This window comes from Streptomyces sp. CA-251387, from assembly GCF_050936625.1.
GTDB lineage: Bacteria > Actinomycetota > Actinomycetes > Streptomycetales > Streptomycetaceae > Streptomyces.
The window spans coordinates 7,876,099-7,900,608 of sequence record NZ_JBNJMJ010000001.1; the positions used below are offsets into that span (position 1 = coordinate 7,876,099).

The following is a 24,510-nucleotide window of genomic DNA, read 5'->3' on the forward strand; positions in this document are numbered from 1 at the left end:
GAGGAGTTGAGGATGCCCGCTCAGGAACATGTCGGTCACTTGGGTGACGAGTCCGCCGAAGCCGCCCTACCGGGGCGCAGGCTGTCCGAGCTGGCCGAACAGGCCGTGCGCTGCACCGCCGACTGCTGCGGGGCGAGCAGCATGGTGACCGAGGCGGGTGCCGAGCGGCCCGCCGCCGTCACCCATCCCGACCTCGCCGGACTCGTCGCCGTGCAGCTCCGCTCCGGGGACGGGCCCATCCCGGACGCCCTGGAAGGCGGCCGGCCCGTCGACTCGACCGACCTGCTGCACGACGAGCGCTGGCCGGAGTACCGCGCCATGGCGCTCGACTCCGGGGTGCGCTCCACCGTGACACTCCCGTTCCGCCGCTCCGGGCTCATGGTGACGCTCAGTCTCTACAGCTTCCGGCCGGGCGCCCTGGAGAACGCCTCGCACGGTCCCGTGCACGCCCTGGGCGAACTCGCCGCGAGCTGCCTGGTCCGCGACCGCTCCTACCGCGCCGCGCTCACCGAGCTCGACCACCTCGGCACCGCCCTGCGCTCCCGGCCCGTCGTCGACCAGGCGTGCGGCATCGTCATGCACGTCCTCGGCTGCGACGCCGACGCCGCCTTCGGCGTACTGCGCCGCATCTCACAGGGCACCAACCGCAAGCTGTCGGACGTCGCGTCCGGCGTTGTCAGCAGGCGGGGGCGGGGACTGGAACGCGACTTGGCGGCGCTGATGAACTGACCGGTGGACCTCATCCGGGGGTGGGTCGGGCCCCCTGGCGTGACTCGGTTCGGCAACCCACCCTTCTTCGGCTCTTCGGCCGGCCCGATCCCACGCTCGACGTCACCCACTCGGCCCCCACCGTCCCGCGAATGGTGCCCGGCCGCGCGCGCCCCGGGGCCGGGCGGGCTGTCATGGCTGCGGGGGAGTGACCGCCGTTCCCCCGCAGCCGCCGGCCGAAGGAGTCCGCCCCATGCGCCGCCCCGCCTGTGCCCTGTCCGTCCCCGCTCTGGCCGGTGTCGTCCTGGGCCTCGCCGCCTCGGCCGCCTCGGCGGACCCGGCTGCGGAGGTCAGCCCCGGCACCGTCTCCCCGGGCGGCAGCGTTACCGTCTCGGTCTCCTGCGACGCCCTCGACGGGGTTGCCGCGCCCGCCACCGTCGACGCCACCTCCCAGGCGTTCGAAGAGGGCACCGTCAAGCTGAAGCGGGTCGCCGGCAACGACGAGCAAGCGGCGGGGGCCGCCTACAGCGGCACCGCGCGTATCCCCCCGGCCGAGAACTTCGAGGTTGACCCGGACGCGGTCGGATCCGACTCCTCATGGACCGTCGACGGCACCTGCCCGGCGGCATCCGGCGGGGAGGGCAAGGAGTGGAGCGCGACGTTCACGGTGGCCCGGGAGGGTGGCGGCGCGGGTGGCGGCGAGGACGGCAAGGACGGCGGGGTCGGCGAGGGCGGGGAAGGCGGTGCGGGCGGCGGAGACGGTACGGGCGGTGGGGGAACCGGCAAGGACGGCGGGGGCGGTACGGCGGGCGACGGTGACGGGACGGACGGCGCCGGCCGGTCCTGCACCGAGTCCCACTCGGGCAGGAACGAGCCCGGCTGGGACGGGGCCCGGTCCGACTCGGACAAGACGGATGGGGACATGAGCGAACCCGAGAAGGCCGAGCCCGACCGGGGCGAAAGCGGATCTCACTCGGGCGAGGGCGGATCCGACTCGGGCGAGAGCCGGCCTGACTCGGACGAGAGCGGGTCCGACGCAGGCGGGGCCGGGGCCGACTCGGGTGGGACCGGTTCCGACTCGGGTGGGACCGGGGCCGACTGGGACTCGGCGGCGTCCGAGAAGGCCGAGCCCGCCTGGGAGGAGACCGAGTTCCACTCCGGCGGGAGCGACGCACACGCGCAGGACTGCGGCGGCGAGGCCGTCCACCGCGGCGTGCAGGCCGGTGCGGGCGGGGCCTTCACCGACTCCGTCCCCGCGCTGGTCGCGGGCGGAGTCCTGATCGCGGGCGCGTTCGGCGGCGCGGTGTACCGGCTGCGCCGTAAGACGCCTCCCACGGAGAGCTGATGCGTACGGTGACGCCCCGCGCAGGCCGCACGGAACCCGGAACCACCGGAGCTGTGATCGGCGCAACCCCGGTCGGCGCCCATGGGGTGGCACCCCGGTGGGTACTCAGAGCGCGAGGGAAGCGCGACGCACCGTACGGCCCCCGCGCCGTACGCACCACACAGACCGCACCACGGAACACGAACCCTCACGGAGCACCGGACGACGAACAACCACGGCACCAGGCACAGCGCGGAGGCACCGATGCGCCGGACGGACCTCGAAGGCCACGGCCCCGTCCGTTACGGGCCGCCGCTCCCGGACGACGGGCTGCCCGTGCTGCCCGAGCTGGCCGCCGTGCTCGCCGCGGCCGCGGGGCGGTCCGAGAGCGAGCCGATCGGCGGCGGCACCGCGCTCCTGGAGGCCGCGTGCGGTTACTGGGACCGGCGCGGACTGCCGACCGAGCCCGACCAGGCGGTGGCCGCCAACGGCGCGCCCGCCCTGCTGCTCGCCCTGACCTTCGCGCTCGGCGGCGACGTGCTGGTGCCCCGGCCCTGCGCCGCCTGGTGGGCGCCGTACGCACGCCTGTTGGGCAGACCCGTCTTCCACGTGGCGACACCGGCCGAGTGCGGCGGCGTACCGGATCCGTACGCCCTTCTGGAGACCGTCCGCCGGGTGCGTGCCGAGGGCGGTGACCCGCGCCTGCTCGTCTTGTCCGTCGCCGACGACCCGACCGCCACCGTCGCCCCGCCCGAGGTGCTGCACGAGACTCTGGAGGCCGCCACCGGCGAGGGGCTGCACCTGGTCAGCGACGAGACCTGGCGCGACACCGTGCACGCCCCGCACGACACCGTGCTGCTCAGTCCCGCCGAGATGCTGCCCGAGCAGGTCACCGTCGTCACCGACCTGGCGGGCGCCCACCTCCCGCCCGGCTGGCCGGCCGCGGTCGCCCGGTTCCCCGCGGGCGAGGCCGGAGGCGGCCTCCACGCGCGCGTGCTCGACGTGCTCACCGCGCTCGACGCCCGCGTCGCCGGCCCGGTCGCCCTCGCGGCCGGTTACGCGCTGGCGGAGCCCGAAGCGGTCACCGCGCGGGTCACCGCCGCCGTACGCCTGCACGCGCGCGTGGCCGCCGCCGCGCACGCCGCCGCCGTGAAGGCCGGCGCCCTCGCACGACCCCCGCAGGCCGGGCGCCACCTCTACGTCGACCTCGGCCCGCTGCGCGCCGGGCTGTCCGCGCACGGCGTGGGGGACGCGCAGGACCTGGAGGACTTCCTCGCCGCCCGGCTCGGCATGCCCGCGCCGGGCGGGCACCGCTTCGGCGACGACCTCGGCGCGCTGCGCGTGCGGCTGTCCACCGGACCGCTGCTGGACGGCACCGACGAGGAACGCGCGGAATGCATCAGTTCACCCTCGCCGTTGGAACTGCCACACGTGCAACGCACGTTGATCCACATGAAGACGGTCTTCGACGATCTCCGCGACGACGCTCAGCGATGGGAGCCTCCTCGATGACGCAGCAGTCCGAGTCGACCACCAGGCGTACGACCGCCACGAGCACGACCGCGCCGCCCGGGCAGGAAGCCGAGGCCCCGGCGGACCCGTCCCTCTTCGCGCCCCCGTTCCCGCCGCTCGCCGCACCCCGCCCGCTGGGCGAACGCCGGGCGTGGCCGCGGACCTTCCACGACCGCCTCACCGCCCCGCTGCCCGGCATCAAGGCCCTCGCCCGCTTCGCCCGCGAGGGCGCGGTACGCCCCGGCCGGGAAGGCCTCGCCGACATCCCGCGGCTGCCCTTCGAGCCGGCCCCGCTGCCCCGCGTGGATGCGCGCACGGTCGCTGTCTCCTGGGCGGGACACGCCAGTTGGGTCGTACAGATCGGCGGACTGACCGTCCTCACCGACCCGGTCTGGTCACGCCGCATCCTCGGCACCCCGGCCCGCATCACCCCGGTCGGCATCGCCTGGAGCGACCTGCCGCGCGTCGACGCGGTCGTCATCAGCCACAACCACTACGACCACCTGGACGCCCCCACTCTGCGCCGACTCCCGCGCGACACCCCCGTGTTCGTGCCGGCCGGCCTCGCCGCCTGGTTCCGTCGCCGCCGGTTCACCCAGATCACCGAGCTGGACTGGTGGGAGGCGGCCGAACTGTCCGGCGTCCGCTTCGACTTCGTCCCGGCCCACCACTGGTCCAAGCGCACCCTCCTCGACACCTGCCGCAGCCTGTGGGGCGGCTGGGTACTCACCGCCCCCGACGGACAGCGGGTGTACTTCGCCGGCGACACCGGCTACGGCCACTGGTTCACCCGCATCGGCGAGCGCTACCCCGGCATCGACCTCGCCCTCCTCCCCATCGGCGCCTACGACCCCCGCTGGTGGCTCAGCGACGTCCACTGCGACCCCGAGGAGGCCGTCCGCGCCGCCCAGGACCTCGGCGCCCGCCGGATGGCACCGATGCACTGGGCGACGTTCGTGCTTTCGGCGGAACCGGTACTGGAACCGCTCACGCGCGTGCGGGCGGCTTGGGAGAAGGCGGGGCTGGCGCGGGGGGACTTGTGGGACCTGCCCGTTGGAGGCTCACGAGTGCTGTAGCGCCCCGAAGAGGCGCGGGGCTGTATCGATATGCGGCTCCGCCGCGTGGGGGCGACCAGCCACAACGAATCCGCGCCCCGCGACTAAACATCACCTGGCAGATCGCATCCGCTTCCAGACACTCGGCGCCACACTGATGACCAACGTCAGCGCAACGGCCGCGACCACACCCTCCCACGGCTCCGGGAACAGCGATCCCCCAAGGATCCCGATCAACTGATACGTCACAGCCCAGGCCAGGCAGGCGGGAAGGTTGCCACGGGCGAACCGCCGCATCGGCCACTTCGCCAGCAGACAGGCCAGCATCACCGGCAGCCGGCCCGCAGGCACCAGCCGGGACAACACCAGCACGGCCACCCCGTGCTCGGAGAGCTTCCGCTGCGCCTGCGTGAGCCGGTCCTCCGGCGCCCGCGAGCGGATCGCCTCCAGCCAGCGCGAGCCGTTCTTCGAGCGCATGCCGCGCCGCCCCAGCCAGTACAGCGTCGCGTCGCCCAGGAACGCGGCCGTCGACGCCGTCGCGAAAACCAGCGCCAGCGCGAACGGTGCCGTCTGGTGAAACGCCACCACCGCCGCCGAACTCACCAGCGCACCCGTCGGCACGATCGGCACCAGCGCCCCGATCAGCACCAGCAGGAACAGCGACGGATAGCCGATCGCCTGCTGAGTGGACTCCGCCGGCACCACCGTCGCCGTGGTGGCCAGGACCGTCACCGGGCCACCCCCAGGCGCACACTCTCGCCGTGCGCGAGCCGATGCACCGACACGCCGGGCGCGCGCTCGGCCGCGAGCCGCGCGAACTCGTCGCCGGGGGAGTGGAATTCATGGGGGCGCACGGCATCCATGCCGATCGGCCAGTACGTGCCGTAGTGCACCGGCACCGCACTGCGCGGCGCGAGACGGGCCAGTGCCTCGGCCGCCCGCCCCGCGTCCAGATGGCCTTCCCCGAGATACGGCCCCCAGCCGCCCACCGGCAGCAGCGTCACGTCGACCGGCCCGACCTCCTTGGCCATCGCGTCGAACAGTCCGGTGTCTCCGGCGAAATACGTACGCGCCTCGCCCTCGATGACGTAGCCGAGGGCGGGGGAGCGGTGCGGGCCCACGGGCAGCCGCCGTCCGTCGTGCCGCGCGGGTACGGCTCGTACGGTCAGCTCGCCCACCGACGCCACGTCCCCGGGCGCCATCTCGGTCACCCGCAGCTGCGTGAGGCGGCGCAGGCTCGGCACCGCGCGGAGTGCGCCGCTGGGCACGAGCAGGCGGGTGCCCTGCGGAAGCCTCGCCAGGGACGGAACGTGCAGGTGGTCGGCGTGAAGGTGGGAGACCAGGGCGACGTCCGCACGCCGGGCGTCGGGCGGCGGCAGGGGGCCCCGGCGGCGACGCAGGTGCGCGAGTCGGCGTGCGAACAGAGGGTCGGTGAGGATGCGCACGTTCGAATCCTCGACCGTGCAGGTGGCGTGACCCCACCAGGTGATCTCCACCGGCACCTTCTTTGCCCCCTTCGTGCGACTCCCCGAAGCGTACGGGCTGGAGTAGGGTCAGCGGCGAAACCCGGAGGTGAGGGGGACGCCATGGGGTCATCCGTAGTGCGTGTGACGGCGATCGCCAGTCTGACGCCGCTCGAAGAACTGGACGCCGACCCCTTCCTGGTGGACTCCCGCAGCCAGCACGCGATGTGCGCGCGTTGGGCCGCCGAACACGGGTACGTCGTCGCACGCGAGCTCCTGGTACGCCGGTTGCGGCCGGACCACAGCGTCCTGTGGGAGGGCGTCCGCCCCGGCCTCGACCTGTTCGTGGCACCCAGCCGCAGAGTTCTGGAGAGCGCGCTGTCGTCCGTCGAGGAGTTCACCGCGGAGTGCGCCCGGCGCGGGGTACGGGTGGAGACGGTGGGGCGCGCCGAGCCGTTGTACGACGCGCAGATGAAGGCGCGGGTACACCGGAGACTGTCGATGCCGACGGCGGGATACGACGGGCGCTGACGCCGGGGCGTGTCTCGACACCGGTCAGCTGCATTCAGCCCGTCCGGCGTTCGAGGACGAGGCCCTTTCGGGGCCGACGGGGGTCCAGGGGGCGGAGCCCCTTGGCGGGGCCGAAGGGGCGGAGCCCCTTCAGGATGGGACGGGTAGGGGCGGCGGGGGCGAGGAAACCAAGGCTGAGGTCCGGCCACCGACCACTGTCGGAGCCGTATGCCACGCTGGGTGCCTGAAGGCTCGTTCGGGGCGGCGAGCCAGGACGTGAGGTGGGCTGGGCGTGCGTGGACGGCGTTGGCGGCGGGTCGCCAGTCAGGTCGGGCGGAGCATCACCGTGTGGGCGGTCTCCACCGTCACCATGCTCGTGCTCGCCGGCATCCTGCCCGACTTCCAGCTCCAGTCGGCGGACGGCGACAGCGCCACCCGTATCGCCATCACCGCGGCCCTCGGCGCCGGCGCCTTCGGCCTGCTCTCGGCGCTCGTCTGGCCCCTCCTCGTACGGCTCCTGCTGCTGGTGCCCGCTCTGGTGCTCGGCACGCTGGTCTTCTTCCTCAACGGCTCGCTGCTCATCATCGCCCTGCGCCTCGTCCCCTCCGGCGACAGCGAGGCCGCCCCGGAGACCGCTGTCATCGTCGCCGCCGTGATGTCCGCCGTCGCCTCCGGCACCGGCGCCGCCCTGGCCGTACGCGACGACGACGCGTACCGGCGCCGCCTGTACCGCCTCGCCGACCGCCGCCGCAGGGCCCTGCCGCCCGGCCCGTCCAGCCCCGGCACCGTCTTCCTCCAGCTCGACGGCGTCGGCCACGACGTCCTCCTCGACGCCGTCGGCAAGGACCTGATGCCCACCGTCGCCCGCTGGCTCGGCAAGAGCAACGGCAATGGCACCGGCACCGGCGACGGAATCGGCCACGGCATCGGCGACGGCACAGGAGGCAGCGCCCGCCCCACCCACCGGCTCACTCCTTGGCGCACCGACTGGTCCAGCCAGACCGGCGCCAGCCAGCTCGGCATCCTGCACGGCAGCAACCACGACGTCCCCGCCTTCCGCTGGTACGAGAAGGCCGGCCGCGAGGTGATGGTCTGCAACCGCCCCACCAGCGCCGCCGAACTCCAGCGCCGCGCCATCGACCGCACCGGCGACGGCGGACTGCTCACCGCCGACGGCGCCAGCCGCGGCAACCTCTTCAGCGGCGGCGCCGACGAACAGGCCCTCGTGCTGTCCATCGCCACCAAACGCCGCCCCCGGGAGAACCGCTCGCGGGCGGGCTACTTCGCCTACTTCTCCGACCCGGCCAACGCCGTACGCACCGCCCTGTCCTTCATCGCCGAGGTCGGCCGCGAGATCGGCCAGTCCACCCGGGCCCGCGCCCGCAAGGCCCGGCCGAGGGTCTCCCGCGGCGGCCTCTACCCGTTCGTGCGCGCCTTCGCGACCGTCGTCGAACGGGACGTCGTGGTCGCCGCGGTGATGGGCGACATGCTCGCCGGCCGCACCTCCGTCTACGCCGACCTGGTGGCGTACGACGAAGTGGCCCACCACTCCGGACCGTTCAGCCACGACGCCGAGAAGGTCCTCGAACGCCTCGACCGGGCACTGGCGTTGATCGAGAACGTCGCCGAGCACGCGCCACGGCCGTACCGCATCGTCGTGCTGTCGGACCACGGCCAGAGCCCCGGCGAGACCTTCCGCGCCCGCTACGGCCTCGGCCTCGGCGATCTGGTACGGGCCGGCTGCGGGCTGCCCGTGCCGCGCAAGGCACAGCGCACCCACAGCGGCGCCGAGGCGCGCGCGGCCGTACGCGCGGCGCTGCGCATCCCCGTCGAGGAGGGCGGCGAGCGGCACCGCCCCTCGCGCCGCAGCTCCGAGCCGATCGTGCTGGCCTCCGGCAACCTCGGGCTGGTCTCCTTCCCGGACGTGCCGCACCGGATGACCAAGGAGGAGATCGACGCCCGCCACCCGGCCCTGCTCACCACCCTCGCCAACCATCCCGGCGTCGGCTTCCTGCTCGTCCGCAGCGAGCGGCACGGCGGAGTCGTGCTCGGCGCGTACGGTGCCGAGATACCCGTGGACCGACTGGACGACGATCCAGGGCCGTTGGAGGTCTTCGGGCCGGGTGCCGCCGACGCCGTACGCCGCACGCACTCGTTCCCGAACGCCGCCGACATCATGGTCAACTCCGCGTACGACCCGGCCGACGGCGAGGTCCTCGCCTTCGAGGAGCAGATCGGCTCGCACGGCGGACTCGGCGGCGCGCAGGGCAAGGCGTTCCTGCTGTCGCCGCTCGCCTTCTCCGCGCCGGCCGACGACGGGGAGGAGGTCGTCGGCGCCGAGCACGTCCACCGCGTGCTGCGCCGCTGGCTGCGGGAGTCGGACGGCCCTCAGGTGCCGGTGACACGGCGTGAGGACCAGCGGGCGGCCTGATCGATCCGGACATCCCTCGGGATCCCTCGGAGGCCGCCGCTCCTTCGTACCCCCATGAACGCAGGAGCGGCCTTCACGGTGGACCGTGCTTCAACGTGTCACCGCGGGGCGGGATTGCCCAGGGCACATCCCGGTCAACCGGAAAATAGGCTGCGCCTGCCTCGCGCGGCACACAAACTGTTCGTATCGGGCGTCGCATACCTGTGCGCCCTTCTCGAACACTCCCAAGGAGCCCCTGCCTTGCAGGCAGCCGTCACCGTCACGCCCGCCCGTATCCCCGACCTGCTTCTCGGCCTCGCCACCGTGCGGCCGGTCTTCATCTGGGGCGCCCCCGGCATCGGAAAGTCCTCCCTCGTCAGGGACTTCGCCGAGTCGCTGGGGCTGGAGTGCGTGAGCCTGCTCGGCACCCAGCTCGCGCCGGAGGACCTGATCGGTGTGCCGCAGATCCGGGACGGCCGGTCGGTGTTCTGCCCACCCGAGGCCATCGCCCGCGACGAGCCGTACTGCCTGTTCCTGGACGAGCTGAACGCGGCCACCCCGGATGTGCAGAAGGCGTTCTACTCGCTGATCCTGGACCGCCGTATCGGCACCTACGAACTGCCCAAGGGCTCGATCGTCATCGGTGCCGGCAACCGCGCCACGGACAACGCCCTCGCCCGCCCCATCGCCTCCGCCCTGGTCAACCGGCTCACCCACGTCCACCTGGAGGCCTCCGCCAAGGACTGGCTGACCTGGGCCGCGAACAACGGCATCCACCCCTGGATCCTGGACCACCTCGCCGACCGGCCCGACCACCTGTGGTCCAAGCCGCCGAAGACCGAGGAGCCCTTCTCCACGCCCCGCTCCTGGCACATGCTCTCCGACGCCCTGCACTCCTTCGGCCACGGCCTCGACGAGGAGACCCTGAAGGTCCTGGCGCACGGCATGCTGACGCCCACGCACGCCACCGCGTTCTGCGGCTACGTCAAGATCGTGCGCAGCCAGTTCGGCATCGAGGCCATCATCAAGGGCGACGCCCGCTGGCCGCACCGCATGGAGGACCGCGACCTGCTCTACTACCTCGCCGAGTCCTTCCGCGGCCGCCTCATCAAGGAACTGCCCGTCAGCAAGGAGCACATGTCGGCGAGCGGACGGCAGACCGCGTACCGCGCGAAGTCGCTGCTGGTGCAGCTCGCGGAGATCTCCGTCGAGGTCGCCCAGAGCGTCATCGCCTCCGACGCCGACGGCAATCCGGTGCTGCCCGCCTGGTTCCTGGTGGAGGCGGCACGGGACATGCCGCGGCTGGTGGAGGCGCGGCGATGAGCCGCGACCAGGGCAAGGGGCAGAAGAAGCGCGACCTCGCGACCCGGGCGTTCGCCGAAGGACTGCGGCTGCTCCGTGCCAACCCCGCGCTCGCGACCGTCGAGCTCGGCATCTGCCGTCACGAGGACTGCGAGGAGGCGCCCCGCGACGGACTCGTCCGTGTCGACTCCGACGGCGACCTGCACATCCACCCCGACCGCTTCGCCGAACCCGCCGTCTGGGCCTGGACCCTCGCGCACGCCGTGCTGCACCTCGGGTTCGGACACCTCCCGGCGGCGAAGGGCGAGCGCGAGCAGCCCGACCGGTACGACATCGCCGCCCGCTGCGCGGTCGTCAACCGCTTCCTGCTCTCCTTCCCCATCGGCCAGACACCGGAGCACCTGCCCCTGTCGTACCCGGACGGCGACGAGGAGCAACTCGCCGCGCGCTGGCGCCGCCACGGCATCCCGGCCGCGTACGAGCACTGCGGCACCGCGGGCGGGGAGCCCGACCAGCTGCTCGTGCAGTGGACGGGCTGGTTGGGGTCGCCCCCGGACCACCAGCTGGCCTTCGCCACCGCGCTGACCCGCACCGTCTCCACCGCGATGGACATGGCGGGCGGCCGACGCGACTCCATGGACGGCGAGCCGGTCAAGAAGCGGCCCTGGCAGTGGGCGCTGGAGTGGTTCATCACCTCCTACCCGCTGCTCGGCGGTATCGCGGCCGGCATCAAGCTGGTCGCCGACGCCGAACTCGCCCGCGCGCACGGCATCTCCGTCGCCGCCGTCAACGCCGAGGCCGGCGAGATCTACATCAACCCGCTGCGGACCTTCGAGGACGAGGAGTGGCGGTTCATCCTCGCCCACGAGATGCTGCACGCCGCCCTGCGCCACGGCGACCGCTGCGGCACCCGCGACCCGTACCTGTTCAACGTCGCCTGCGACTACGTCATCAACGGCTGGCTGCGCGAGATGCAGGTCGGCGAGATGCCCCAAGGGCTGCTGTACGACGCGCGGTTCGCCGGCCTGTCCGCCGAGGAGGTGTACGACCGGATCGCCGGCGACCTGCGCCGGATGCGCCGCCTGGCCACCCTGCGCGGCAAGGGCGTCGGCGATGTCCTCGGCGCCCCGCTCGGCGCGCCCGGCGACTATTGCGACCTCGACGAGTTCTACCGCCGGGGCCTCTCGCACGGCCTGGACCTGCACCAGCAGCAGGAGCGCGGCTTCCTGCCCGGCGGCCTGGTCCAGGAGATCCGCGCGCTCAGCCATCCGCCGCTGCCCTGGGACGCCCGACTGGCCCGCTGGTTCGACGAGTTCGTGCCGCGCCCGGAGCCGGTCCGGACGTACGCCCGTCCCTCGCGCCGCCAGTCGTCGACGCCCGACATCCCGCGCGCGGGCCGCTACTTCCCGCCCGAGGAGATCGCCCGCTGCACCTTCGGCGTGGTCCTGGACACCTCCGGCTCCATGGGAGCGGTCCTGCTCGGCAAGGCGCTGGGCGCGATCGCCTCCTACGCCGCGGCCCGGGACGTACCGGCGGCGCGGGTGGTGTTCTGCGACGCGGCACCGCACGACGCGGGATACGTGCCGGTCACGGAGATAGCGGGGCGGGTGCGGGTGCACGGCCGGGGCGGCACGGTGCTGCAGCCCGGGATCGACCTGCTGCAGCGCGCGGACGACTTTCCGCCGGGCGCGCCCGTCCTGGTCATCACGGACGGCTGGTGCGATGTCCTGCGGGTGCGGCGCGAGCACGCGTACCTGATTCCACAAGGCCGTCGTCTGCCGTTCACCCCGCGTGGGCCGGTCTTCCGGGTGCAATGAGGACGAGTGTGATCGGATGGGGGACACGGAACCCGGACACGGGACCTCACCGTAAGCAGGCGAAGGGATTCATCGTGGCAACCACGCGCTCCGCACACACCGTGTGGGAAGGAAACCTGTTCCAGGGCAATGGCGTCGTCTCCTTCGACTCCTCCGGCAGCATCGCCCAGCAGCCGGTGACGTGGGCGTCGCGCGCCGAGGACGCGAACGGCAGGACCAGCCCGGAGGAGCTGATCGCCGCCGCCCACTCCAGCTGCTACTCCATGGCCTTCTCGAACATCCTCGACAAGGCCGGCACCCCGCCGGCCAAGCTGGTGACCTCCGCCGACGTGACCTTCCAGCCGGGGGAGGGGATCACCGGCATCCACATCACCGTGGAGGGCACGGTTCCGGGGATCTCCGAGGAGGACTTCCTCGCCAGGGCCGAGGAGGCCAAGGTGGGCTGCCCGGTCAGCCAGGCGCTGAAGGCGGTGCCGATCACGCTCTCCGCCAAGCTGTCGTAAACATGCGATGAGAGCCGCGAGGGGCTGAGCGCCCGCTCAGCCCCCGTTTGGCACCCGGCCCCCGGGTCACCCGTCCCATTGACAAGAACCCACTCAAGTTTTGTGCTGGAGTTCGAAGGGGTGCCCTGGCGGAAGGGGACAACGATGGCACGCGCGGTCGGGATCGATCTCGGGACCACGAACTCGGTGGTGGCCGTCCTGGAGGGCGGCGAACCCACTGTCGTCGCCAACGCGGAGGGGGCCAGGACCACACCGTCGGTCGTGGCCTTCGCCAAGAACGGCGAGGTCCTCGTGGGTGAGGTGGCCAAGCGGCAGGCGGTGACGAACGTCGAGCGCACGGCCCGCTCGGTGAAGCGGCACATGGGCGACGCCAACTGGCGCTTCCCCGACCAGGGCGACATCGACGGCACCCGCTACCGGGCCCAGGAGCTGTCGGCCCGGGTGCTGCAGAAGCTGAAGCGGGACGCCGAGTCCTACCTCGGCGAGGACGTCACCGACGCGGTGATCACCGTCCCCGCCTACTTCGACGACGCCCAACGGCAGGCCACCAAGGAGGCCGGGGAGATCGCGGGCCTGAAGGTCCTGCGGATCATCAACGAGCCCACGGCCGCCGCCCTCGCCTACGGCCTCGACCGGGGCGAGGAACAGACCGTGCTCGTCTTCGACCTCGGCGGCGGCACCTTCGACGTCTCGCTGCTGGAGATCGGCGACGGCGTGATCGAGGTCAAGGCCACCAACGGTGACACCCACCTCGGCGGCGACGACTGGGACCAGCGGATCGTCGAGCACCTGGTCAAGAAGTTCAAAGGGCAGTACGGCATCGACCTCGGCAACGACAAGATGGCGCTGCAGCGGCTGCGCGAGGGCGCCGAGAAAGCCAAGATCGAGCTGTCCTCCTCCTCCGAGACGACGATCAACCTGCCCTACATCACCGCGTCCGCCGAGGGCCCCCTCCACCTCGACGAGAAGATGACCCGAGCCCAGTTCCAGGAGCTCACCGCCGACCTCCTCGACCGCTGCAAGACCCCCTTCCACCAGGCGGTCAAGGACGCCGGCATCAAGCTGTCCGCGGTCGACCACGTCATTCTCGTCGGCGGCTCCACCCGGATGCCCGCCGTCACCGACCTGGTGAAGGAACTCACCGGCAAGGACCCGCACAAGGGCGTCAACCCCGACGAGGTCGTGGCCGTCGGCGCGGCCCTCCAGGCGGGCGTCATCCGCGGCGACGTCAAGGACGTCCTGCTGCTCGACGTCACCCCGCTGTCCCTCGGCATCGAGACCAAGGGCGGCATCATGACGAAGCTCATCGAACGCAACACGACCATCCCCACCCGGCGTTCGGAGATCTTCACCACCGCCACCGACAACCAGCCCTCCGTCGGCATCCAGGTCTACCAGGGCGAACGCGAGATCGCGGCGTACAACAAGAAGCTCGGCGTCTTCGACCTCACCGGTCTGCCGCCCGCGCCGCGCGGGGTGCCGCAGATCGAGGTCGCCTTCGACATCGACGCCAACGGGATCATGCACGTCTCCGCCAAGGACCTGGCCACCGGCCGCGAACAGAAGATGACCGTCACCGGTGGCTCTGCCCTCCCGAAGGACGACATCGACCGCATGATGCGGGAGGCGGAGCAGTACGCCGAGGAGGACCGCAAGCGGCGCGAGGCCGCCGAGACCCGCAACCAGGCCGAACAGCTCGTCTACCAGACCGAGAAGTTCATCCGCGACAACGAGGACAAGGTCCCGACGGACACCAAGTCCGAGGTGGAGTCGGCGCTCACGGAGCTGAAGCAGCAACTGGAGCAGAACGCGGAGACGAGCACCCTGCGCACCGGCATCGAGAAACTCGCCACCGTCAGCCAGAAGATGGGCCAGGCCATGTACGCCCAGACCCAGCAGACCCCGACGGACAGCGCCACCGGCACCGGCACCGGCAGCGGCACGGAACAGACCTCACCGCAGGACGACGAGGGCGTAGTGGACGCGGAGATCGTCGACGACGAGAAGGACCAGAAGGGAGGGGCTGCCTAGGGGCAGGGCCCGTCTAGGACCCGGTCCGCTCCCAGCCCCGCCGCTCCGGCCGCGGCCCCAGCTCCCCGGGGTCGCGGCGGCGGTACACCACATACGGCCGGAACAGATACTGCACCGGCGCGCCGAACATGTGCACCAGCCGGGTGTACGGCACCAGCGCGATCAGCACCATGCCGATCACCGCGTGCACCTCGTACAGCACCGGCACGCCCGCCATGCGGTCGACGTCCGGCTGGAGGGTGAACAGGCTGCGCGCCCAAGGGGCGATGGACTGCCGGTAGTCGTAGCCGTCGCCGGAGGCGTGGGACAGCTTGGCGACCATGCCCATCACGATCGCCGCGAGCAGGACGACGTACATGAGCTTGTCGTCGGCGGTCGTCGCGCGGAACACGGGGGCGTTGGTGCGGCGCCGGTAGATCAGCAGCACGATCCCGGCGACCGTGACCACACCGGCCGCCGTGCCGCCGTAGAGGGAGAACAGGTGGTAGGCGTGCTGGCTCACGCCCAGCGCGTCCGTCCAGGACTCCGGCACGAACAGGCCCACCGCATGGCCGACCAGCACGAACAGGATGCCGTAGTGGAAGGCGGGCGAGGCGATGTTCAGGAGCTTCGACTCGTATACCTGCGACGAGCGCGGGGTCCAGCCGAACCGGTCGTAGCGGTGGCGCCAGACGAGTCCGGCGACGAGCAGAGCCAAGGTGACGTACGGCAGGACGCCCCAGAGGAGTGTGCTCATCAGCGCACCCCCGTCTGTGCGGTCGGCAGTGTGGCGCATACGGCGTCCAGCACGGACGCGTACGGTGTGCCGAAGTCGGTGAGCCGGGAGCGGAGCTGTTCCAGGGCGTCCCGGTGTTCCAGCAGCAGCTCGGTGTTGCCGGTGCGGGACGTGAACTCCAGTACTGCGGGCAGGAAGTCGGGCAGCTCCTCGCCGGTGCACTCCAGCCCGTGCGCGCGATAGAGGTCCTTGAAGCGGACCAGCGACATACCGCGCCGCCGGGTGTCCCCGTCGCGCCACCAGCTCAGGTGCAGGCTGTGACGGTCGGTGAAGTCGAAGACCTCGACATAATGCGCGGCCAGGTCCTGCGGGGGCGTGACCGCCGCGTGGTCGGTGAACTCCCGCAGCTGCGGGGCGGCTTCGCGCAGCAGCGGCAGGCGGGCGCGGAAGTCGTCGTCGGGGTAGGTCAGGCAGAGCGCGGCCGCCTGGTAGAGCACTTCGAAGGAGGGCATCAGGCCTCCTCGGCCTGGGGGGTGGGGGTCAAGGCGGCCGGGTCGGTGGCGTCCGCGGTCTGCCGTCTGCGCAGGACGTGGAAGTTCTCCACCGGCACCAGGGGCAGCAGCTTGCGGCCCGAGTCCCGGCCGAAGGGGCCGTGCCCGCCCATCCCGGGCCCGCCGTCGTAGTCGAGGCTGCACCCCTGCGGGAGCGCCGACTCCTCCAGGCGCCGGGCGTCCCCGACGGCCGCCGTCGGAATCACGTACCGGTCCTCGTACGTGGCGATCGCCAGCAGCCGGTACATCTGCTCGATCTCGTAGACGCCCATGCCCACCGCGGCCGGCACCGAGGGATCCGGCTCCTCGCCGAGGTTGACCGCCCGCATGTGGGCGCGCATCGCGGCGAGCTTCTCCAGCGAGGACCGGACCGGGGCGACGTCACCGGCGGTGAACAGCTCCGCCAGGTACTCCAGCGGGATGCGCAGGCTGTCGATCGCGCCGAACAGGTTCCGCGCGTCCTCACCGTCGTGCCCGGTCTCCGTCAGCGCGTCCACCACCGGGGAGAGCGGCGGGATGTACCAGACCATCGGCATCGTCCGGTACTCCGGATGCAGCGGGAGCGCCACCCGGTACTTGCTGATCAGCGCATGCACGGGGGAGCGGCGGGCCGCCTCCAGCCAGTCGTCAGGGATCCCCGCATCCTCGCAGGCCTGTCGCACGCGGGAGTCCTCGGGGTCGAGGAAGACGTCCAACTGCGCCTCGTACAGGGCCCGTTCGTCCCGGACCGCAGCGGCGGCCGTCACCCTGTCGGCGTCGTACAGCACCACCCCGAGATAGCGCAGCCGACCGACACACGTCTCCGAGCAGACCGTCGGCATGCCGACCTCGATGCGCGGATGGCACAGCGTGCACTTCTCGGCCTTGCCGGTGCGATGGTTGAAGTACACCTTCTTGTACGGGCATCCCGTCACGCACATCCGCCAGCCCCGGCACCGGTCCTGGTCGACGAGGACGATGCCGTCCTCCGCCCGCTTGTACATCGCCCCGGAGGGGCACGAGGCCACGCAGGACGGGTTGAGGCAGTGCTCGCAGATGCGCGGCAGATAGAACATGAAGGCCTGCTCGTACTCGAACCGCACCTTGTCCGAGGCGTGCCGGCGCGCCCGCTCGACCATGGGATCCAGGTCGCCGTCGGTCGGGGCGCCCACGAGGTTGTCGTCCCCGTTCGCCGACCACTCGATCTTCATCGGCTTGCCGTCGAGCTGCGACATCGGCTCCGTGAGCGGGAAGTCGTCGCCCAGCGGGGCGTCGGTGAGGTTCCTGTAGTCGTACGTCCAGGGCTCGTAGTAGTCCTTGATCTCCGGGAGTGCGGGGTTGGAGAAGATCCCGGCGAGCTTGCGCAGCCGCCCGCCCGCCTTCAGCTTCAGCGCGCCGCGCCGGTTCAGCTCCCAGCCGCCGCGCCACCGCTCCTGGTCCTCGTAGCGGCGTGGATAGCCCTGGCCGGGGCGGCTCTCGACATTGTTGAACCAGACGTGCTCCATGCCGCGCCGGTTGGTCCACGCCTGCTTGCAGGTGACCGAGCAGGTGTGGCAGCCGATGCACTTGTCGAGGTTCATCACCATCGCTATCTGGGCCATGGGGCGCATCAGTACTCGACCTCCTGGCTGCGGCGGCGGATCACCGTCACCTCGTCGCGCTGGTTGCCCGTCGGGCCCAGGTAGTTGAACGCCCAGGACAACTGGGCGTAGCCGCCGACGAGGTGGGACGGCTTGAGGATCAGCCGGGTCAGCGCGTTGTGGATGCCGCCGCGCCTGCCGGTGGTCTCGGTCTTCGGGACGGCGACCGTGCGTTCCTGCGCGTGGTGCAGGTAGACGGTGCCGGGCGGAATGCGGTGTGAGACGACGGCCCGGGCGACGACCACGCCGTTGCGGTTGACGGCCTCGACCCAGTCGTTGTCGACGACGCCGATCGCGTCGGCGTCCTGCGGGGACATCCAGATGTTCTGGCCGCCGCGGGAGAGCGCCAGCATGAACAGGTTGTCCTGGTACTCGGAGTGGATGGACCACTTGTCGTGCGGGGTGAGGTAACGGACCGTCACCTCCGGTTGGCCGTCCGGGCCGAGGCGCGCCTTGCCGAACAGCTTGTTCATGTCCAGCGGCGGCCGGTAGACCGGGAGCGCCTCGCCGAGCTCGTGGATCCAGTCGTGGTCGAGGAAGAAGTGCTGGCGGCCGGTGAGGGTGTGCCAGGGATTGAGGTGCTCGGTGTTGAGCGTGAAGGCGGTATAGCGCCGCCCGTCCGACTCGCTGCCCGACCACTCCGGTGACGTGATCACCGGCACGGGTGCGGCCTGCGTGTCCGCGTAGGTGATCCGCTGGCCCTCGTGCTCGGCCGCCGGATGCGCCATCTCCTGCCCGGTGCGGGCCTGAAGGGTGCGGAAGCCCTGGGTGGCGAGGCGGCCGTTGGTGGTGCCGGAGAGGGCGAGGATGGTGTTCGCCGCCTTCACGGCCGTGTCGAGCAAGGGGCGGCCGCCGGGTGTGACGCCGTTCAGGAGCCGGAGGTCCTCGACCTCCACGTCCGGCTTGAGTGTGATGCCCTTGATGGGGAGGCCGAGCTGCTCCACGAGCGGGCCGAGCGCGGTGAACTTGGCGCCGATCGCCGTGTAGTCCCGCTCCACGACGCTCAGGTTCGGCATGGTCCGCCCGGGCACGGGGGCGCACTGCCCGCGCTTCCAGTCCAGGACGACCCCGCCCGGCTGGGCGGTCTCGCCCGGGGTGTCGTGCTGGAGCGGAGTCGCCACCAGGTCCTTGCGTACCCCCAGATGGTCGACGGCCAGCTCACTGAGGCGCTCGGCCAACGCCTTGAACGTGTCGAAGTCGGTGCGCGCCTGCCACGGCGGATCCACGGCCGGGGTGAAGGAGTGGACGTAGGGATGCATGTCCGAGCTGGACAGGTCGTGCTTCTCGTACCAGGTCGCCGCGGGCAGGACGACGTCCGACAGCAGCGTGGACGACGTCTGCCGGAAGTCCAGCGACAGCAGCAGATCGAGCTTGCCCTCGGGCGCCTCGTCCCGCCAGGTCACCTCCCGAGGCTGTACGTCCTCCGGAGCCTCCTGCGCCCCCAGGGACGAGTGCGTGCCCAGCAGATGCCGGGTGAAGTACTCGGCGCCCTTCGCCGACGAGCCGAACAGGTTGGCCCGCCACAGCGTCAGCACCCGCGGCCAGTTCTCCGGCGCGTCGGGGTCCTCGCAGGCGAACTTCAAAGTCCTGGCGCGCAGTTCGGCCACCACCCGCGCCACCGGATCGCCGAACACCTCGCCCAGCTCCAGCGGATTGCGGTCGAAGGTCGGATACGACGGCATCCACCCCGCACGCGCCGACAGCGCGAGACAGTCCGCGCCCGTCATCCCCCGGAACCGGCCCGCGCCGAGCGGCGAGGCCAGCACGTCGGCCGTGAACCGGTCGTAGCGCCACTGGTCGGTGTTGAGGTACCAGTACGCCGTGCCGATCATCTGCCGCGGCGGCCGCGACCAGTCCGACGCGGCCGCCAGCGTCGCCCAGCCGGTCACCGGACGGCACTTCTCCTGGCCCCCGTAGTGCGCCCAGCCGCCGCCGTTGCGGCCCTGGCAGCCGGTGAGCTGGAGCAGGGCGAGGAACGCGCGGCAGATCGTCTCGGAGTGGAACCAGTCGTTGGTGCCGGCGCCCGTCAGGATCATGCAGCGGCCCTTCGACCGCTCCGCCGTCCGGGCGAACTCCCTCGCGATCCGTACGCACTTGGCGGCCGGGACGGAGGTGTGCGCCTCCTGCCAGGCAGGGGTGCAGGGCGCGTCGGCATCGTCGTAGGAGGCGGGCCAGGTACCGGGGAGGCCGGGACGCGGTACACCGTATTGCGCCAACAGTAGATCGAATACAGTCGTCACGAGGTATCCGGTCGACCCGCCCAGCCGCGTCGCCGGCACCCCGCGCCGTACGACCGCCCCGCGCCCCTGCCCGTGCGTCCCGCCCTCGGTGTCGAAGCGCGGCAGCAGCACCTCCACGCCCGCCGCGACCTCACTGCCGTACAGGCTCAACCGGGGCCGAATCTCGCCGAGTTCGAGGTTCCACCTGCCCTTGCCCGACGCGGCCCAGCGGAAGCCCAGCGAGCCGTTCGGGACGACCGCGCGGCCCGACACCTCATCCAGCACCACCGTCTTCCACTCGGCACCCTCGCCCTCCTGGCCGAGGTCCGAGGCGCGCAGGAACTTCGCCGGGACGTGCGCGCCGTCCCGTTCCTCCAGGGCGACCAGGAAGGGCAGGTCGGTGAACTGCCGTACGTAGTCCGCGAAGAACGGTGTCTCGCGGTCGACGAAGAACTCCTTGAGGACGACGTGGCCCATCGCCAGAGCCAGCGCGCCGTCCGTGCCGGGGTGCGGGTGGAGCCACTCGTCGGCGAACTTGGCGTTGTCGGCGTGGTCCGGGGCGACGACCACCACCTTCTGACCCCGGTAGCGGGCCTCCGCCATCCAGTGCGCGTCGGGTGTGCGGGTGGCCGGGACGTTCGAGCCGCACATCAGCAGGTACGCCGCGTCCCACCAGTCGCCGGACTCCGGTGCGCCGGTCTGGTCGCCGAGCACCTGCGGCGAGGCCACGGGCAGGTCGGCGTACCAGTCGTTGAACGACAGCATCGGGGCGCCGATCAGGGAGTGGAAGCGGGCGCCCGCCGCGTGCGACACCATCGACCTCGCGGGGGCGGGGGAGAAGCCGGCGATGCGGTCGGGGCCGTACGTCTTGATGGTGTGCACGTGCGCGGCGGCGACCAGCTCGATCGCCTCGTCCCAAGTCGCCCGCACCAGGCCGCCCTTGCCGCGCGCCTGCTGGTAGCGGCGGCGGCGCTCGGGGTCGCTCTGGACGTCCGCCCAGGCGGCGACGGGATCCTGTATGCGGTTTTTTGCCTCCCGGTACATCTCAAGCAGAACACCGCGCACATATGGGTAGCGGATCCGGGTGGGGGAGTAGGTGTACCAGGAGAGGGCGGCGCCGCGTGGGTAGCCGCGGGGCTCGTACTCGGGGCGGTCGGGCCCGACGCCCGGACAGTCCGCGACCGCGTCCGCCTCACGCCCGCCGGTCGGCTCGACGCTGTGCGGATCGGGCGCGGGCGTGCCCGGCCGGAAGAACCTGCCGGCCTTCAGCAGCGCCGCGCCCGGCTCAGCGGCCGGGGTGGGCGGTATCCGGGTGTCGGTCACAGGCGCTCCCTTGCTTGCCCTGGTCCCGAACCTAGGGCGGAGCGCGGGAGCGCACCCCTTCACGGCACCCGTACGGGTCCCCGCACGGCCCCGTACGGGTCAGGGCTTGTAGGCGACCCCGGCGTACACCGGCACGATGCCCTCCGCCTGGGCCGCCACGTCCTCCGGCTCCGGACGCCAGCCGTAGACGGGGATGACGCCCGGTCCGAGCAGCTCAAGGCCCTCGAAGAAACGGGAGAACTCGGCCAGCGACCGGGGGAAGAAGGGGGTGCCGCTGCGCCGGAACTGGTTCGCCGCCTTCTCGATGGCCTCCGGGCTGAGGTCCGGGGTGACCTGGGACAGGATCAGGTAGCTGCCCGGGGCGAGCGCGGCGACGTACTTCTGGAGCAGGCCGTACACGTCGTCGCCGTCGGGGTCGTCGCCCAGGTAGTGGGTGAGCGCGACCAGCGACAGCGCGACCGGCGCCCCGAAGTCCAGGGACTCGCCGGCCCGGCCCAGCAGGGCGTCGATGTCACGGACGTCGGCGTGCACGTAGTCGGTGCTGCCCTCCGCGGTGCCGTGCAGCAGGGCATGAGCGTGCCGCAGCACGATCGGGTCGTTGTCCGCGTACACGACCCTGGACTCCGGGGCCACGCGCTGCGCCACCTGGTGCAGGTTGGGCTCGGTGGGGATGCCCGTGCCGATGTCCAGGAACTGGCGAATTCCGGCCTCGGCGGCCGTGCGCACCGCCCGGTGCATGAACCGGCGGTTCGCGCGCGCCCCACGTAAGACCGTGCCGTCCACGGCGAGGATCTTCCGGGCCAGCTCCTCGTCCACCGGGTAGTTGTCCTTGCCGCCCAGCCACCAGTCGTAGACGCGGGCCGGATGCGGCCGGCTGGTGTCCACGCGGGTGGGTGCGGCTTCGGATCCGGTCATGCGCTGTGTTCTCCTCGGGGCTCGGTTGCCGTCGTGGACAGGTCGTCCGCGGTGGCCGGGAAGGTTGCCGTACGCCGCTCAGCGGTCCTCGCGGCTCAGCAGTACTCGCGGCTCAGAAGTCGTCGCGGTGCTCCCGCAGGATCTTCTTCGTGCGCTCGGCCGACGCGGCGGCCGTCGACATGTGGTCCAGGACCTCCAGGTGCGCGGCGACCTCCTTGCGGGAGTCCAGATACAGGGCGCCGGTCAGGTACTCCGTGTAGACCATGTCGGGCAGCTCGGGCTCGGCGAAACGGAACAGCGTGAACGGCGCGTACGTCCCCGGGTGCGGGCCGGACGCGAACTCGGCGATCTGCAACGTGACCCGGTCGCGCTCGGCGAACTCCAGGAGCTTGTCCATCTGGTCGCGCATGACCTCGCCGCGGATGCTCACCGGACGCCGCAGCACCGTCTCGTCCATGATCACCCACAGGTGCGGCGGATCCGGGCGTTCCAGCAGCCGCTGCCGTTCCATGCGCAGCGACACATGTCGCTCGATGGTCTCCGGCCCCGTCTGCCCGATCGTCCCGGCCTCCATCACGGCACGCGCGTATTCCTCGGTCTGCAGCAGCCCCGGCACGAAGTGCGGCTCGTAGGAACGGATGATGCGGGCGGCACCCTCCAGGCTCACGTACAGGCTGAACCAGTCCGGCAGTACGTCGTGGAACCGCTGCCACCAGCCCGGCTGATTGGCCTCCTCGGCCAGGGCGACGAACGCGGCCGCGTCCTCCTCGGACAGGCCGTACGTCTCCAGCAGCACCTGTACGTACGGGATCTTCAGCGCGACCTCGGCCGTCTCCATCCGCCGTACGGTCGCCGAGGCCACCCGCAGCACGCGTGCGGCCTCGTCACGCCCCAGGCCCGCCGCCTCCCGCAGCTCCTGCAGGCGCTTTCCGAGCACCACCTGGCCCACGGTCGGGGCCGGCCGCCGCTCACTCACGCCACGCCTCCCCTACGCGCCGAAAGTACGGGGGCAGTGTGCCATGTTCCGGGTGGCAACGGGGTGGCCGGTGCTGTATGCGGTCCGCGGGTTCCTGGGGGCTGGTCGCGCAGTTCCCCGCACCCCTTGGCGGCGTTGTCCGCAGCCTCGTCGATGTGCGGGCCGGCATTACTTCTCGGGTAATCGACCCCCCTGTCCGTCCGCGGGATCGTTGGGGCACCGGGTTCCGGGCCGGCGCACTCCGTTCCGGAACCCGGCTCCGCCACCGTAACTCGACCTCGACGGAGGGTGATTCGTCATGTCCGCCACCTCGCTTGCCGCGCTTGCCCGGACCTCCGACCCGCAGACCGTGCTGCGCCGCTTTCTGGCCCTGGACGCGGTGGTGACCGGGGCGAACGGGCTCGCCTACCTCGCCGTCTCCGGTCCGCTGGGCCGCCTTCTCGGTGTCGACTCGGCGCTGCTGCTCGGGCTCGGTGCGTTCCTGACGGTGTACGCGGCCGGCGTCGGCCTGCTCGCCTCCAGGGCCCGACCGGCCGCGTTCCCGGTGCGTGCCGTGATCGAGGCCAACCTCGCCTGGGCCGCGCTGAGTGTCGTCGCCCTCGCGGTGTGGCTGTCGCCGACGACGGCGGGCGCGGTGTGGACCGTGCTCCAGGCGCTCACCGTGGCCGGGTTCGCCGGGTTGCAGTACGCGGCCCTGAGGGCCCGTCAGGGCATGAGCGACTGAAGGTACTTGACCGTCGCCGGGTCGGCCGGGAGCAGTGTCTCGATGGCCAGCTCGGCGACGGTCACGTCCATCGGGGTGTTGAAGGTGGAGATGGAGGAGATGAAGGACAGGACGCGGCCCTCGTGCTCGATCTGCAACGGCAGCGCGAAGTAGGGGACGTCCTCCGCCGGTTCGGCGGTCGTCGTCTCCTCCGGCACCGGGTACGCCGCCACCTCCTCGTACAGCCGGCGCAGCGGCTCCGAGCGGCGCAGGGCGATCTGCCGGTCCATCTGGGCGAGCAGGTGCCCGCGCCACTCCCGCAGGTTGCGGATGCGCGGCGCGAGACCCTCGGGGTGCAGGGTCAGGCGCATCGCGTTGAGCGGGGGCTCCAGGAGGTGCTCGGGGATGCCGTCGAGCAGTGTCAGGATGCCCCGGTTGGCCGCGTGGACGTCGTACATCGCGTCCACCACGAGCGCCGGGTAGGGCTCGTAGCCCTGGATCAGCTGCTCCATGCCCGCGCGCAGCGCGTCCAGCGCCGGATCGTCCAGCGGGGTCTCCGGGTAGCGCGGGGCGTAACCGGCCGCCAGCAGCAGCGCGTTGCGCTCGCGCACCGGCACGTCCAGGTGCTCGGCCAGCCGCAGCACCATCTCCTCGCTCGGCCGGGAACGGCCCGTCTCGATGAAGCTGATGTGCCGCGCCGACGAATCGGCCCGCAGCGCCAACTCCAGCTGACTGACCCGCCGTTGCTCCCGCCAAGCCCGCAGCAACGGGCCCACGCCCTGGCCGGTGGGGGTGGTGGCGGGCGCGGCGTGTGCGGAAGAGACAATGGTCATGAGTACGACCGTAGTCGAGGA

At 71.9% G+C, this 24,510-nt stretch carries 20 protein-coding genes; 11 read left to right on the forward strand and 9 right to left on the reverse strand.

Annotated features, from left to right (window positions below; translation table 11 throughout):
* Positions 1-12: 12 nt before the first annotated feature.
* From ACQEV2_RS35030 to ACQEV2_RS35045, 4 genes are all read left to right on the forward strand, one after another.
* Positions 13-729 (forward strand): ANTAR domain-containing response regulator, encoded by a 717-nt coding sequence (locus tag ACQEV2_RS35030; protein WP_433050811.1) that lies wholly within the window; start codon positions 13-15, stop codon positions 727-729.
* A gap of 232 nt (positions 730-961) precedes the next feature.
* On the forward strand, positions 962-2,053 hold the full coding sequence (locus ACQEV2_RS35035) for a hypothetical protein (RefSeq protein WP_433050814.1): 1,092 nt from the start codon (positions 962-964) through the stop codon (positions 2,051-2,053).
* 243 nt (positions 2,054-2,296) lie between these two features.
* Positions 2,297-3,544, forward strand: coding sequence for an aminotransferase class I/II-fold pyridoxal phosphate-dependent enzyme (locus ACQEV2_RS35040; RefSeq protein WP_433050816.1), 1,248 nt, complete (start codon positions 2,297-2,299; stop codon positions 3,542-3,544).
* A complete protein-coding gene (locus ACQEV2_RS35045; RefSeq protein WP_433050819.1) occupies positions 3,541-4,620 on the forward strand; it encodes an MBL fold metallo-hydrolase in 1,080 nt (359 codons plus the stop codon). Before ACQEV2_RS35040 ends, ACQEV2_RS35045 begins: the two co-directional genes overlap by 4 nt.
* Before the next feature lie 90 nt (positions 4,621-4,710).
* Here ACQEV2_RS35045 and ACQEV2_RS35050 read toward each other — a convergent pair whose 3' ends face one another.
* Positions 4,711-5,331, reverse strand: a complete 621-nt coding sequence (locus tag ACQEV2_RS35050; protein WP_433050822.1) for a DedA family protein — start codon at positions 5,329-5,331, stop codon at positions 4,711-4,713.
* Positions 5,328-6,101, reverse strand: a complete 774-nt coding sequence (locus ACQEV2_RS35055) for an MBL fold metallo-hydrolase (protein WP_433050825.1) — start codon at positions 6,099-6,101, stop codon at positions 5,328-5,330. Before ACQEV2_RS35055 ends, ACQEV2_RS35050 begins: the two co-directional genes overlap by 4 nt.
* An 84-nt stretch (positions 6,102-6,185) precedes the next feature.
* Between ACQEV2_RS35055 and ACQEV2_RS35060 the strand changes: the two genes are divergently transcribed.
* The 6 genes from ACQEV2_RS35060 to dnaK all read left to right on the forward strand — a co-directional run bounded on the left by ACQEV2_RS35060 (position 6,186) and on the right by dnaK (position 14,635).
* Positions 6,186-6,593 carry a hypothetical protein gene (locus ACQEV2_RS35060; RefSeq protein ID WP_433050828.1) on the forward strand — a complete coding sequence of 136 codons (408 nt, stop codon included), beginning with the start codon at positions 6,186-6,188 and terminating at the stop codon, positions 6,591-6,593.
* A gap of 271 nt (positions 6,594-6,864) precedes the next feature.
* Complete coding sequence (locus ACQEV2_RS35065; protein ID WP_433050831.1) at positions 6,865-9,003, forward strand: phage holin family protein; 2,139 nt, start codon at positions 6,865-6,867, stop codon at positions 9,001-9,003.
* Between the two features lie 240 nt (positions 9,004-9,243).
* Complete coding sequence (locus ACQEV2_RS35070) at positions 9,244-10,305, forward strand: ATP-binding protein (protein ID WP_433050834.1); 1,062 nt, start codon at positions 9,244-9,246, stop codon at positions 10,303-10,305.
* Positions 10,302-12,101 (forward strand): vWA domain-containing protein, encoded by a 1,800-nt coding sequence (locus ACQEV2_RS35075; protein WP_433050837.1) that lies wholly within the window; start codon positions 10,302-10,304, stop codon positions 12,099-12,101. The genes ACQEV2_RS35070 and ACQEV2_RS35075 overlap by 4 nt, the downstream gene beginning before the upstream one ends.
* A 74-nt stretch (positions 12,102-12,175) precedes the next feature.
* Positions 12,176-12,604: an OsmC family protein gene (locus tag ACQEV2_RS35080; RefSeq protein WP_433050840.1), complete on the forward strand. Its 429-nt coding sequence runs from the start codon at positions 12,176-12,178 to the stop codon at positions 12,602-12,604.
* Positions 12,605-12,748: 144 nt separating this feature from the next.
* Positions 12,749-14,635, forward strand: coding sequence for a molecular chaperone DnaK (dnaK, locus tag ACQEV2_RS35085; protein ID WP_433050843.1), 1,887 nt, complete (start codon positions 12,749-12,751; stop codon positions 14,633-14,635).
* Between the two features lie 13 nt (positions 14,636-14,648).
* Here dnaK and narI read toward each other — a convergent pair whose 3' ends face one another.
* From narI to ACQEV2_RS35115, 6 genes are all read right to left on the reverse strand, one after another.
* On the reverse strand, positions 14,649-15,371 hold the full coding sequence (gene narI / locus ACQEV2_RS35090; RefSeq protein ID WP_433050846.1) for a respiratory nitrate reductase subunit gamma: 723 nt from the start codon (positions 15,369-15,371) through the stop codon (positions 14,649-14,651).
* Positions 15,371-15,862: a nitrate reductase molybdenum cofactor assembly chaperone gene (narJ, locus tag ACQEV2_RS35095; RefSeq protein WP_433050849.1), complete on the reverse strand. Its 492-nt coding sequence runs from the start codon at positions 15,860-15,862 to the stop codon at positions 15,371-15,373. The genes narI and narJ overlap by 1 nt, the downstream gene beginning before the upstream one ends.
* Positions 15,862-17,490: a nitrate reductase subunit beta gene (narH, locus tag ACQEV2_RS35100; RefSeq protein WP_433050852.1), complete on the reverse strand. Its 1,629-nt coding sequence runs from the start codon at positions 17,488-17,490 to the stop codon at positions 15,862-15,864. The genes narJ and narH overlap by 1 nt, the downstream gene beginning before the upstream one ends.
* Positions 17,490-21,062: a nitrate reductase subunit alpha gene (locus tag ACQEV2_RS35105; RefSeq protein WP_433050855.1), complete on the reverse strand. Its 3,573-nt coding sequence runs from the start codon at positions 21,060-21,062 to the stop codon at positions 17,490-17,492. The genes narH and ACQEV2_RS35105 overlap by 1 nt, the downstream gene beginning before the upstream one ends.
* 99 nt (positions 21,063-21,161) lie before the next feature.
* Positions 21,162-21,977 carry an SAM-dependent methyltransferase gene (locus ACQEV2_RS35110; protein WP_433050858.1) on the reverse strand — a complete coding sequence of 272 codons (816 nt, stop codon included), beginning with the start codon at positions 21,975-21,977 and terminating at the stop codon, positions 21,162-21,164.
* Positions 21,978-22,089: 112 nt separating this feature from the next.
* On the reverse strand, positions 22,090-22,953 hold the full coding sequence (locus tag ACQEV2_RS35115) for a helix-turn-helix domain-containing protein (RefSeq protein WP_433050860.1): 864 nt from the start codon (positions 22,951-22,953) through the stop codon (positions 22,090-22,092).
* Between the two features lie 298 nt (positions 22,954-23,251).
* On the opposite strand from ACQEV2_RS35115, the gene ACQEV2_RS35120 reads away from it, so the two are divergent.
* Positions 23,252-23,677: a hypothetical protein gene (locus tag ACQEV2_RS35120; RefSeq protein WP_433050863.1), complete on the forward strand. Its 426-nt coding sequence runs from the start codon at positions 23,252-23,254 to the stop codon at positions 23,675-23,677.
* Here the strand turns inward: ACQEV2_RS35120 and ACQEV2_RS35125 are convergent.
* Entirely contained in the window at positions 23,659-24,489 is an 831-nt protein-coding gene (locus ACQEV2_RS35125; protein ID WP_433050866.1) for a helix-turn-helix domain-containing protein, read from the reverse strand. The genes ACQEV2_RS35120 and ACQEV2_RS35125 overlap by 19 nt on opposite strands.
* Positions 24,490-24,510 lie beyond the last annotated feature (21 nt).